Source organism: Gracilibacillus lacisalsi DSM 19029 (genome assembly GCF_000377765.1).
GTDB lineage: Bacteria > Bacillota > Bacilli > Bacillales > Amphibacillaceae > Gracilibacillus > Gracilibacillus lacisalsi.
The window spans coordinates 1-12176 of sequence record NZ_KB898662.1; the positions used below are offsets into that span (position 1 = coordinate 1).

The 12176-nt window shown below is 36.1% G+C and carries 11 protein-coding genes; 5 read left to right on the forward strand and 6 right to left on the reverse strand.

Annotation, left to right across the window (positions count from 1 at the left end; all coding sequences use genetic code 11):
- Positions 1–477: 477 nt before the first annotated feature.
- From D569_RS0100005 to D569_RS0100020, 4 genes are read right to left on the reverse strand one after another with little or no spacing between them, the layout of a single operon-like run.
- Positions 478–1254, reverse strand: a complete 777-nt coding sequence (locus D569_RS0100005; protein ID WP_018930332.1) for a PHP-associated domain-containing protein — start codon at positions 1252–1254, stop codon at positions 478–480.
- A 12-nt stretch (positions 1255–1266) separates the two neighbouring features.
- Complete coding sequence (locus tag D569_RS0100010) at positions 1267–2076, reverse strand: energy-coupling factor transporter transmembrane component T family protein (protein WP_018930333.1); 810 nt, start codon at positions 2074–2076, stop codon at positions 1267–1269.
- Positions 2060–3757, reverse strand: a complete 1698-nt coding sequence (locus D569_RS0100015; RefSeq protein WP_018930334.1) for an ABC transporter ATP-binding protein — start codon at positions 3755–3757, stop codon at positions 2060–2062. The genes D569_RS0100010 and D569_RS0100015 overlap by 17 nt, the downstream gene beginning before the upstream one ends.
- Positions 3754–4638: a DUF8171 family membrane protein gene (locus tag D569_RS0100020; RefSeq protein ID WP_018930335.1), complete on the reverse strand. Its 885-nt coding sequence runs from the start codon at positions 4636–4638 to the stop codon at positions 3754–3756. Before D569_RS0100020 ends, D569_RS0100015 begins: the two co-directional genes overlap by 4 nt.
- 176 nt (positions 4639–4814) lie before the next feature.
- On the opposite strand from D569_RS0100020, the gene D569_RS0100025 reads away from it, so the two are divergent.
- Together D569_RS0100025 and D569_RS0100030 are read left to right on the forward strand one after the other, a co-directional pair.
- On the forward strand, positions 4815–5636 hold the full coding sequence (locus tag D569_RS0100025; RefSeq protein WP_018930336.1) for a MurR/RpiR family transcriptional regulator: 822 nt from the start codon (positions 4815–4817) through the stop codon (positions 5634–5636).
- 116 nt (positions 5637–5752) lie between these two features.
- Complete coding sequence (locus D569_RS0100030; RefSeq protein WP_018930337.1) at positions 5753–7228, forward strand: methyl-accepting chemotaxis protein; 1476 nt, start codon at positions 5753–5755, stop codon at positions 7226–7228.
- 160 nt (positions 7229–7388) lie between these two features.
- On the opposite strand, the gene paiA is transcribed toward D569_RS0100030, so the two are convergent.
- Both paiA and D569_RS0100040 read right to left on the reverse strand, forming a co-directional pair.
- On the reverse strand, positions 7389–7907 hold the full coding sequence (gene paiA / locus D569_RS0100035; RefSeq protein WP_026287159.1) for a spermidine/spermine N(1)-acetyltransferase: 519 nt from the start codon (positions 7905–7907) through the stop codon (positions 7389–7391).
- Positions 7908–7928: 21 nt separating this feature from the next.
- On the reverse strand, positions 7929–8381 hold the full coding sequence (locus D569_RS0100040) for a MarR family winged helix-turn-helix transcriptional regulator (RefSeq protein WP_018930339.1): 453 nt from the start codon (positions 8379–8381) through the stop codon (positions 7929–7931).
- A gap of 176 nt (positions 8382–8557) precedes the next feature.
- Here D569_RS0100040 and D569_RS0100045 point away from each other — a divergent pair, with 176 nt between their 5' ends.
- The 3 genes from D569_RS0100045 to D569_RS23530 all read left to right on the forward strand — a co-directional run bounded on the left by D569_RS0100045 (position 8558) and on the right by D569_RS23530 (position 11794).
- Positions 8558–9241, forward strand: coding sequence for a response regulator transcription factor (locus D569_RS0100045; RefSeq protein WP_018930340.1), 684 nt, complete (start codon positions 8558–8560; stop codon positions 9239–9241).
- Complete coding sequence (locus D569_RS0100050) at positions 9241–10593, forward strand: sensor histidine kinase (protein WP_018930341.1); 1353 nt, start codon at positions 9241–9243, stop codon at positions 10591–10593. The genes D569_RS0100045 and D569_RS0100050 overlap by 1 nt, the downstream gene beginning before the upstream one ends.
- Before the next feature lie 574 nt (positions 10594–11167).
- The gene (locus D569_RS23530) at positions 11168–11794 is read left to right on the forward strand and encodes a PepSY domain-containing protein (RefSeq protein ID WP_018930342.1); all 627 of its coding nucleotides are present in this window, start codon (positions 11168–11170) and stop codon (positions 11792–11794) included.
- Positions 11795–12176 lie beyond the last annotated feature (382 nt).

A 12176-nucleotide genomic window follows, 5' to 3' on the forward strand; every position in this document is an offset into this window, starting at 1 on the left:
TACAAAAGTGGATCTTCAGATCACGCTGATCCCACAGGAGTCGAAGTGGACGCCTACGCTAAATAACGTTCTACATTGTTTTAACGTACGGACATTACGTCTTTTATTTCACATGGTATAAAACCTCAAAAAGTTAACTGTCACATACGTTGTAGAGCTGCTTTATAGCGGAGGCCGCCCGCTTCAACTCCTGTGGGACTGTTTTACCTGAAGATCCACTTTTTCAAGCGGTTTTTGCTTGGAAAAGTTAGCTGAAGGTAAAACCCCACGGAAAGGGAAGCGGGCAGCCGGAGCGGTTGACTTGCACTAGCTAGCTTTCAAAACAGCAACTCCATATGTATAACTATTCTTGTTTCTTAAAATATACGTGATGAATCACCTTTTCCTATCATACTTGCTTATAAAAGTTGTGATATCAATGATTATATGCTTTCCTTATAATTAAAAAAGGATACCACCTTGGTGATATCCTGCCTGTTAAAGTGAGACTGTGTCTACTTCCTGCAAATATTTTTTCATATATTTTTTCACTAATGTAGCAGATTTCACTTTTAATGGTAATTGATCGGAAATTTTCACTTGGTATTTTTGCTGGACAATAGCTTGTTTTAATTCTTCGCTATTGCGACAATCTTGCTCAAATACATTTACGATACTACCATATTGCAAAAATTGATGAGTATCACTTCCGCCTACAACAGGTAAATCAATTTCTTCCGCTAATTCAAGCAATTCTTGGCGACAAGTCTCTACTCCTTTGGCATATAAATCCTTGCCATTTAAATCAAGTGCATCTAACCTTTTCAACTGTTCCCTCGAAACGTTTTGCGCTAATGGCGTACTATCACGGTAAGGATGTGCACCAATTTTTATCAGAGAATACCCTTCCGCAAGATCCATCAACAAATCAAACGGAATAAAATGATCCTCCTCGATATAATCTGATAATTGCTCACGTACAGCACAAACTTCCTTTCGATCACCAATTAACAAAATATGCCCCACTTCTTGAACATCCACTTCTATTCCTGGGAACAACTTCAATCCATCCAGATCATAATAACCATCTACATAGCTATAATGTTCATCTAAAAAAGAATAGATATCAAAGAATCGAATCGTATTAAAATGCTCTGTTAACACTAATGCTGTTAATCCATTCTGTTTCGCCTCGACTATCATTTCGCGGAAATAATCCGGCATAAAATTAGATTTCTTTGAAATCTTTACATGGCTGTGAAAATCAATAATCATACAAACACCTTCCTATAACAATATAAATAATGCTATCACGTAAATAGCAGAACCGAGCAAAAATAAATAATCTTGTCGTTTCATTTTTAATGAAGCTAATTTTAATTTCTTTACTTCAGGGTGATTAAACCCATACATACTTCCCTTTGTTTCTAACGCCTCCACCGTTGTTCGTGCGCTTTTCGCTGTCGATAACAACAATGGATAGAAAGAAAGCATCGCGATTTTAACAAAATATGCAATCGAGCGGATATATAAGAAACCATGTTTTTCAGGAGTTTTCCCTCGTAAACGGAATGACTGAAACACATGATGATATTCCTCTATTAAAGTAGGTAACATCCGGTAACCATAGGCAATACTGAAAGAAACCTGACCTGGCACCTTAATTTTGAGTAAGCCATCACTTAATTTATCTGGATTCATCGAACAAAAAACCGAGATACTTGCTAATGAAATCGTCGATAATTTAACGGTTAAGACAAGCAGTGGTAGCATCGTTGTCCAATTACCACCAAAAAATAATGATACGACTAATAAGTAGCCACCTTGCCCCAATAACCCTAAACAAAGAATAAAAATAATAAGTGGACTAATTTTCGCCATATATGTTGTCACCATCATAAACAAACACATACCAATCAACACACGTACATCATGAATAAACCACGGTATAATACCAAAGAACAGGTACCAAATAAATAATGTTCTCGGGTCCAATTTTGCTAAGAAAGTATCCCCGTTTCCATATGCCGTATTAAGTAATTCAATTTTTACTTGTTCTACCGATAATTTATCGGCAAATTTACGCGTATACTCCATTATCGACTTCCTCTCTTTGATAACGCTCGATAAACTCCTGTACTGTATATGCAGGCTCTTCCCACCCTAATGATTTCGTAAGCGAAAAAACTTGTGGTGGCATAAGTCCTGCCTTTTCTAACAATCGATAATTTTGAAATACCGAAACACGATCTCCGTCATGAATGATTCTTCCTTCATGCATAACTATAATCCTATTAGCAAATTCACTGGCTAACTGCATATCATGTGTAGCGATCACGACTGCTTTTAATTGTCTTTTTAAGTCGTCCAGTAATTTGGTAATATGCTTTCTCGTTGCGATATCTAAATTAGCTGTTGGTTCATCTAACAACATAATCTCAGGATTCATTCCTACTCCAATCGCAAGTGATGCTCTTCGTTGCTGACCACCACTCAATAGGCGGCTGTCACGATCAGCAAGTTCAGTAAGCTCAAATTGTTTCAGTAATTTATCCACTTTTGTTTGATAATCTTTTACTTTACGAGATTTCATAAAAAATGCTACATCTTTCTCAACACAATCCTCGATAAACATTTGTTCAGGATTCTGGTGAATATAGGTTACCTTTTCCGCTAAATATTCAGGAGGGACATCTCTTGTATTCTCTCCATCAACGGTTACTTCTCCAGTTGCAGCCTTTACCAATCCTGTCATCAAACGCATAAACGATGATTTTCCTGCCCCATTATTTCCAACTAAAGCGATATAATCGCCTTCATGAATCGTACAATCAATTTCATGTAATACTTGTTTCTTTTCTCTTGTGATCGTTTTATAGGCAAAGTCAACATCTTCGTATGACACAATTGCTTGCTTCTGCTCCCTACTAGAAATATATGTACTTTCTTTTGGTTCTGCAGTGGAAAAATGAGTCAAGCCTTCTTCTAACGTAACAGGTAACTTTCCGTCCATTCCTGTTTCCCGTGCTACTTGTGTCACCTGTGGCGGATAAATCTGGTGTGCAAGTAAGGTATCAACTTGATTTAACGCCTCTGTAACTGGTAACGAAAAATGGATCGTGCCTTGATCCATCAGTACCACTTTCTTAGCATAGGAAGCAACAAATTCCGTATGATGTTCAATAACAATGATCGTCTTGTCGTGCACTTCGTTTAATTCCGTTAAAATATCATAAATATCTTTGGCATGATGTGGATCAAGTTGGGCAACCGGCTCATCAATGATAATGATGTCAGGATTCAATGACAATACACTTGCTAATGCTAATAAGTGTTTTTGTCCACCACTTAACTGCCAGATAAAAGCATCCTTCTGCTCTTCTAAGCCAACTAATTTTAAGGCTTGGAGTCCTCTTTCATGGAAATCAGGCAGTCCATAGTGCAGAGGAGCAAAAGACGCATCCTCTAACACTCTTGGACTAACAATCTGATTTTCAAAATCCTGATAAACATAGCCAACATGCTTGGATAAATCTGCTACTTTGTAATCTGTTGTTTTATAACCATTTACTGTCACTTCTCCAGACATATCACCAACATAATAATGTGGAATTAAACCATTCAACAGCTTACACATTGTTGACTTACCACTACCATTTCCACCTAATATTGCTATAAAATCCCCTTTTTCAATCGATAAATTGATATTGTTTAATACTGGATGTTCGGCACCTGGATATTGAAAGGTGACGTTTTTTATTTCGATTTGAGATGTCATGATGGAATCTTTTCCTCCTGTTGATCAGCAGCGTTGGTGTTTGATTTTTTCTTGATCATAAATGTAATCGTAATGATTGCTACTATTAATGCAACTCCAAGACTTACCCAAATAAACCAGTCACCAAACATTTCTAAGAAATCTGCTTCCCATTCGACATTAAAGCCTGCTTCTGAAAGATATTCAAATAGAAAAGCTGCAGCAGCAAGAAAAATACCTGTAACGATTAATCGTGGACCAACGATTTCACCTAATGAATAGCGGTCATGACGATCACGTGGTTTCATACCTAATAACGGTTCGATCTTTCCATATAATCGTGGTACTAAATATAAAGTTGGTAACAAGGCAAATAGAATTCCTGAGAACAAGACATCATTAAGAAAAGCAAAGCCTTCCACAACTACAACACTTTCGGCTAACCCTGGTACAGCTTCTAACTCTTCGACACCGACCCAAACTTTTAAAATATCGACCATTGCACTGATCGCCTGATGAATAACTACCCCTAAAATCGCAGCAGTTCCGACTTGCAACTTGTTTTTTGGGTCACGTACAAATGTCCCTGCTACATACATCGCTAATGAAAAAGCGATAAACTTCTCCAATTCACCAAAGCCACCGAATTGGCCGAGCATCAACTCACCGAAAATTACTTCTCCTAAAGATGCACCAATCGCAGCATATAACGGATGGAATAAAATACATAATGTTAAAGGAATAAAAGCAAAATACTCAATCGAAAATTCGATTGGACCAAGGTATGCACTTGGCACCAATTCCGTAATCATATTCGACAGACCATACAACGACATAGATAAAATAAAGACCATCATCTTTTGTGACTGTGTTAGCGTGTAACGTTGATTTAATGTTGCCATTTTTCTACCTCCTTTATTTGATTAACTTCATTGTAAAGAAGGTTTATTAATCTATGTTTGGAATGAAGTTAAGAGAGTGTAAATTTGTTAACTTTTATTTTCATAATGTAAATTTTTTTTCATTATGAGTTATGAGGAAGATTCATTTGCTAGAATACAAAACGAGGAGGGATCATATGCTGCCATTTTCCATTGAAAAAGACCGATTAACACCTAGTCAAATGAAAATAGCAAACTACATTTCTAAGCATTTGCAACAAGTCTTACTGTCAACAGAGAAGGAAATTGCACAAGAGGTGGGAGTAAGTATAGCCACCGTTTCTCGCTTCTGGTCGATGATTGGCTATCACAATTTAAAAGATTTTAAACAACAGATGAAAAAGAAGCTAGAAGTTTCTCCTGCAGGTAAGATTAAACGAGTACCAAGGCAACCATCACATTATCTTACATTAGAAAAAAGTCTATCCTTACTGCAAGAAACGTTTGATAATATGGACCAAGTCCGCTTCCAACAAGCACTTGACCTACTTTATCGGGCCAATCATGTTTATATTTTTGCTAGCGGACCTTCTAAAGGACTAGGTGAATTACTTGTGTATCGAATGAAACGTTTTGGCATATCGATTCATTTAATAGAACATCAAGGAAATGAATTGTTAGAAGAGTTGATTCATTTTGAACAAGGGGATGTTGTGATCGTCTTTGCGTTTGGAAGGTTACTGCCTGAAGCGAGAGTCATCTTGGACTACCAGCGAGAAATTCATTTTCAAACCATTATGATTACCGATCAATTAGTAGCAGATTTCACATCCTTGTCGACTATTACTTTATTTGCAAGTAGAGGGGATGCTAACGAATTCCATTCTATGGTAGCACCTACTATATTAGTAGAAAACCTTATACTTGGATTAAGTTTAAGAGACCACACAAAGAATATTGAAAGATTGGAGCACTTATCCTCTTTAAGAAAAAAATATGACAAAGAGCTTCCGCGATAAAAATAAATATGTCTATATACCTATAATTGTAAAAATGTATTGTAACTATTTACTTATTTATTTATACTTAAAGTAATAGAACATCATTTCACACATAGGAAAGGAAGACTACAGACATGGACCTTATTCAAACGATGAAACACAATGATACCAAGCATAAGAATATTTTAATGATAAGCATTCTAGCGATTATGATGAGTGCTGGAATTATATTATCATTCGTTACGAATCAAACGACCTCAACTATACTCTATAGTAGTGAGCTCATTTTAGGTGTTATCTTTTTTATCATATTTCAAAAAGGAATAAATAAACCTCATGTTTTACCATATTTACTTGTTATCATGTACTTCAGTCTTATCTTTGTTTTTATAGCAATTCAAGGAGCAAGTGCATCGATTTTTATGATCGTTCTCTTCCTAAGTATATTTTCAGGCATTCAAATGAATCGTAAAGTGTTTTATACAGGATTTGTTATTGGTTTATTGGTGATAGGATATAATTTCTATGTAATGGATAAATCGGACCAATTAATGGTAGATTTATTCCTATATTCTTTAATCACCTTTTTGTTAACGGCAGTGATTTTTCACTTTATTATTAAAATGGCGAATAACCAAATGACACAACTTGCCGACCTGTTACAATCGTCTGAATTAAATAGTCATAACAGAGAACAACAAGGACAGGTGGTCGAAAAATCGGTTACGAACATCTTGGAAAAAATCGCACAGGTTAATGACAAATTGCAAGACAATGTCAAAACTCAAAATGATCTAAATGCTACCATTCAAGAAATCTCTCAAGCTAGTCAATCACAATCAGAGCAAATTTCTGATATTTCCAATGCCACCAATGATACACGGCAAAATATAGATATTGTTGAACAGACATCTCAGCACCTCTATGACGAAGCTTTACAAGCGAGTGAATTAACATTGTCTGGCAAAGAAAAAATGGACACATTAAATGAAAATAATCGTATCCTAGAACAGACGATCGGTGATTTAAGCAGGACCTTTGCTGAATTAACCGATAAAATCAAAGAAACAAATGGTTTTGCTGACAATATTAAAGAAATTACCGAACAAACCAATTTACTTGCCTTAAATGCATCTATTGAGGCAGCACGTGCTGGTGAAGCAGGGAAAGGATTTGCCGTTGTAGCGGATGAAATAAGAAAGCTCGCTGACTTAACTGGTGAGACAACTGAAAAAATCACAAGCAATTTATCCGCATTAAATGATACAAACGACTCGGCGGTTGCCCAGATGGATAAGAGTATGCAAAATTTTGTCGATGGTATGCAAACGTCTGAGGAAGTAACTGGCTATTTTGAAAGACTCACGACAACGATGGGAACATTAAATGACGCGTTACAGAACTTTTCCCAATTAGCTAAGCAAGTACAGCAACAATCAAACGGTGTAGATGGGTCCACAAATGATTTAGCAGCGATTATCGAAGAGACTTCTGCAAGCTTAGAAGAAATGAGTTCAACGATTACCACTTTAACCGAAAGCAACAAAGAGCTGGCTGAATTATTAGATGAAGCTGTTGAGGATTCAGAAACATTAAAGAAACAGTTCTAAGTTTTATAAAAAGGATAGAGGAGCTGGATAAATATGCTCTATCTATCCTTTTTTTGTATTTCACATGCCCTAGAAATTTGTTTCTCATTGGCTTTTAAAAATTATCGCAGTGAAGAATGATTGTAGCTTAACTAAGCTTTTACTTCTAGCTTATTGAATTTTATATGAGTGTTTTGCACATGATAAAGTCCGTTTGTTCCTCGTTACCCATATAAAAAGAGTGGATCCCTGTTTGAACAAACCCCATTTTCTGATAAAAGGCAATAGCATTTTCATTTTTTTCCCATACGCCAAGCCAGACTTTTTGTTTATTTTGCTCGATGGCAATTTCCATCGCTTTATCTAACAAATATTTGCCTAGCCCCAGTTTTTGAAACTCACTCTTTATATAAATCCTTTCAATTTCAAGTGAATCATCATCCATTTCTTCAGACTGCGCATCATTGGTATTGACCTTTAAATAGCCAGCAATTTCATTATGAAAATAAACAAAATGGAATTGCGAAGAAACATTGGATAATTCTTTTTCTAACTGTTTCACGTTAAATGCCTTTTCCAAATAAGCATTCATATTTTCAGGTGAATTCTGATGCTTAAATGTCTCATTAAATGTTTCATAGCTAATTTCTTGAAGTTTATACAAATCTTCAAAGGTACACTGTCTTATATTGATCATCATTTTCATATGGCGCTCCTTTAATCAATACTCTCTCTTGTTCCCTTTTTTAACAAATTCCCAATCTTTTTCTATATTTTCTCTTACTCTTTGAAGAAGGTTGTAGATGGTATCTATCTCTTTTTCGGAAAACCCGTTCAATGCAATCGTATTGGAATAATCGTTTTCTCTTTTGATAAAAGGGTAAACATTTTCCCCTTTCGTTGTTGGAAAGAGTTTTTTAATTTTCTTGTTATGGTTGTCTGCTCGCTTTTCAATAAAACCATTTAATTCAAGTTTTTTTATAGCGCGTGCTGCTGTTGTTCGATCTACTTTGATCATTTCAGCTAGCTTTTCTTGAATAACGCCTGGGTTTTCACATATGCGCACAAGATACAAATACTGACCTTTTGTTAGGTCAAATTCTTTAAATTCTATATTACTTATAGAATCTAAAGCCCTTGCTATCATCCCGATTTCACGAAGTATTTCCTTCATCATTAACTCCTCAGCACTTATTTTTGTTGTATATGCAACAATAATAATACCTATCTAACATACCTTATTTTTATTGTATTTGCAACAAAAACAAAGAATTATTAATCACTTTTCATCTCTTACTGACTGCTACCTTTCCAAATTTGTGCTATATTTATTGCTAAGGAGAGGATTACATGACCAAGATTCTGATTGTGGAAGATGAAGAAAAGTTAGCTCGTGTATTAGAACTAGAATTAGGCTATGAAGACTACCAAACTACGATTGCTACTGATGGACAGACGGCTTTTCAACTTTTACAGGAAAATGATTATGATCTTGTTTTATTAGATATCATGCTACCAGGAATAAGCGGACTTGAAATACTCAGACGCTATCGCAAAACGAATACTGCTACACCAATTCTTCTATTAACTGCTCGTGATGAAGTACATGATAAAGTCTCTGGCCTAGACTTAGGAGCTAATGATTATATAACCAAGCCATTTCAAATAGAAGAATTGTTAGCAAGAGTCCGAGCACAATTACGGCAGGCCGGACCAGCTAACTCTCTGCAAGACCAACTAAACTATCAAGATTTAACGATTGATTTGCAGTCACGAGATGTGACAAGAAACGGTAAAATAATTGATCTCACTCCGCGTGAATATGATCTGCTTACCTTCTTATTACAAAACAAAAATCAAGTTTTCAGCCGTGATCAATTATTGGATAAAGTCTGGGGCTTTGATTACGCCGGGGATACCAATGTTGTGGATGTCTATATCCGCTATATTCGCAATAAAATTGATAAACCCTTCGAAAAGGTAACTATTCAAACCGTTCGTGGTGTAGGTTATACGATAAAGGATGTAAAATAATGAAATTACGGACGAAAGTACAACTTTTTCTTAGTGGATTTATGATTCTCGTTATTTTTCTCATCAATAGTGCTGTTTATGTTTTATATGAAGATCGGGTTAGTGATAATGAACTGAATCGGGTCAAGGCAGATGCCGAAAGCATTATGGAGGCGATAGTGAAAAGCTCAACAGTTGCGATTGAACAAAATAATTTACTGACAGCATTTCTTCCTGCCAATGGCATTATCCGAATTATTGATGAAAACGGAGAGCTTATTGAAAATGTCAGTACAGAGGATCAATTTAATGATTGGCCATTTTCCTATTCACAAACTGAAAAGAGTCAAATAGCAAAAAATGCAAATAAAACACCATATGCACAAGTATCGATGCCCATCATTTGGGAGGATGGTTCAATAGTTACATTGCAAGTCAACGAAGCATTGTACTCCATGGAAGATTCATTACGTACACTTCGTTTTGTTTTATTTCTTACCACAGGAGTCATGCTCTTCCCTGCATTATTTGCCGGATATTTTTTGTCGCGCTATATTACCAATCAAATTCAGACACTAACATTAGAAATGAAGGAAAACCCCAAGAACGGAAAATGGAAGAAGCTCGCAATTAAGGGAAAAAATAAAGACGAGATTAGTGAAATGCAGCAAGCTTATAATGCCATGATAGATCGAATCGAGGAAAATAGACAGAAGCAAGAGCGCTTTGTTTCCGATGCTTCTCATGAGCTTCGCACCCCTATTTCTGTCATTAAAAGCTATACGGAATTATTACAACGACGCGGAAAAGATAAACCGGAAATTTTTGAGGAAGCAACGGATGCCATTCTTTCGGAATCTGATCGGATGCAGCATTTGACAGAACAAATGCTTATTTTAGCCAAAAATGAAGATCAAGAAAATTTATTATTTGAGCAAGTGAATATCAGTCAGATTACACGTGACATCATTCGGTCATTATCCACTGCTTATCAACGTGAAATTAAATATTATCATGAAGTGGATCAAGACATCACCATAAGTGCAGACCGTAGAAAAATTCATCAGGCGATTTATATTCTAGTTGATAATGCATGCAAATATAGTGAAGACATCGTGATTGTAAGAATGCGAAATAAACAACAACTGTTATCGATTGATGTGGTGGATAAAGGAGAAGGTTTATCTGCTGAAGATCAGGAACATATTTTTGACCGCTTTTACCGTGTTGATAAAGCTCGCAGTCGAAAAGCTGGTGGGACAGGTCTTGGTCTAGCTATTTGCCATCAAATTATTCAGGCACATGGAGGAAGAATCCATATCACGAGTCATGTGAATGAAGGGTCAACCTTTACACTTACATTACCAAAATGAGATTATTTTTCTCATCAAATTCTCATTTTTCTCTCATGGTTTACTCATCGTGTTGCGGTAAACTATACGTAACAAGAAAAACCGGCAAACCCCGCTGGTCCTTTATTACTTTAGTAGTAATGAGGAAATATTTGAACAGCTTGACCACCGCTCCAGCTGCCCACTTCCCTTTCCGTGGGGTTTGTCCTTCAGCTAACTTTTTCGAGCCAAAACCGCTCGAAAAAGTGGATCTTCAGGTCAAACGATTCCCACAGGAGTGGAAGTGGGCGCCCTTCGCTTTATACATCTGCTACAACATTTGTCAGATCAGGCAATTTGAGTTGTCATCCCTGTGAAAGTGCAATGTATGGCATAGGAAATTACTAATAAGGTTTATAAAACCCAATATCTTTTTTCTATTGTTCGTTGTAGATAAAGTATAGCGAAGGCGACCGTTTAGAAACGTAGCGGCATCATAATTAACTGAGATAAAGAAATCACGGTGAGCATGGGATCCGATGATGCTAAGGCCACTTTATTCAAAGGGGGAAATTTTATAATTTTCCAGAACACAAGGAATGAGGAGTGATCATAGATGAAAAAAAAGCTTTTATATCCCTTGATTGTAGTTGCCATAATCGGTGGTGTATTTGCCATTTACCATTTCACTTCTTCTCCGGCTGATGCCTATTTATCAGAAGAAGAAGCAAAAGAAAAAATATCAAAACAATACTCCGGTGAAATCGCAGAAATAGAATTAGAAGAGGAAAATAACCAAAAAATATATAAAGTAAAAATCAAGGGAACAGATCGTGATTATGAGTTGAAAATAGATGCAGAATCTGGAGAAGTATTATTGTTAAATGAAAAAGCTGTAACCGAAAGTGACAACTCTACTAGAAATGAGGATACTGCAGTTGATGATAATACGGAACAAGAAGATAACAGTGGAACTAACAATAAAGAAGATCGTAATGATAGTAGCAATGAAGAAACGAAGCAGCAACCAAATAACACATTAATATCTGCAGAAGAAGCAAGAGATATTGCATTAGATCAATATCCAGGTGCGGAAATCACCGATTTTGAACAGGACGAAGATGATGGAAGATACCTATATGAAATCGAATTGATAACTGACAAAGAAGAAATTGATTTGGAGATTGATGCATATACCGGTTCCATTATTTCCATTTCTAAAGATGAACTTGATGAAGACTAAAGCTATTTGACAAGTTAACATATACTCAAGCAAGCGCAAAGTTCTGAAGGTAGACGACACTATTATTATGGAGGTGGACATTTAATCCTTTATTAAGTTACTTTTGTTAAAAAACAGCGTTATTTTGGATGAATAGCGGAATAGATGTCCGCTAACATCATAAAAACGGCACTTTTGTCACAAATAGCGGAACAAATGTCCACCAACGCCTTATTACAAAGCGAAGTATCTTGCTGAAGCGTATCAAAGTACTTATTTGAATTCAAAACTACGCCAAGTTATTTCACAATATGTTTAGTTTCAACTCTCGGAGCTGACAAGCACCCAATTATTATACTTTCCCAACACAAAAGATGCCCCTCACCAGTGGAAGGAAGGGCAT

Excerpts from the sequence above, each read along its gene's own strand:
- D569_RS0100010 (WP_018930333.1), bottom strand. The coding sequence starts at position 2,076 with ATGGAGTATACGCGTAAATTTGCCGATAAATTATCGGTAGAACAAGTA.
- paiA (WP_026287159.1), bottom strand. The coding sequence starts at position 7,907 with ATGATGATCAATATAAGACAGTGTACCTTTGAAGATTTGTATAAACTT.
- D569_RS0100045 (WP_018930340.1), top strand. The coding sequence starts at position 8,558 with ATGACCAAGATTCTGATTGTGGAAGATGAAGAAAAGTTAGCTCGTGTA.
- D569_RS0100050 (WP_018930341.1), top strand. The coding sequence starts at position 9,241 with ATGAAATTACGGACGAAAGTACAACTTTTTCTTAGTGGATTTATGATT.
- D569_RS0100030 (WP_018930337.1), top strand. The coding sequence starts at position 5,753 with ATGGACCTTATTCAAACGATGAAACACAATGATACCAAGCATAAGAAT.
- D569_RS0100025 (WP_018930336.1), top strand. The coding sequence starts at position 4,815 with ATGCTGCCATTTTCCATTGAAAAAGACCGATTAACACCTAGTCAAATG.
- D569_RS0100005 (WP_018930332.1), bottom strand. The coding sequence starts at position 1,254 with ATGATTATTGATTTTCACAGCCATGTAAAGATTTCAAAGAAATCTAAT.
- D569_RS0100015 (WP_018930334.1), bottom strand. The coding sequence starts at position 3,757 with ATGACATCTCAAATCGAAATAAAAAACGTCACCTTTCAATATCCAGGT.
- D569_RS0100020 (WP_018930335.1), bottom strand. The coding sequence starts at position 4,638 with ATGGCAACATTAAATCAACGTTACACGCTAACACAGTCACAAAAGATG.
- D569_RS0100040 (WP_018930339.1), bottom strand. The coding sequence starts at position 8,381 with ATGAAGGAAATACTTCGTGAAATCGGGATGATAGCAAGGGCTTTAGAT.
- D569_RS23530 (WP_018930342.1), top strand. The coding sequence starts at position 11,168 with ATGAAAAAAAAGCTTTTATATCCCTTGATTGTAGTTGCCATAATCGGT.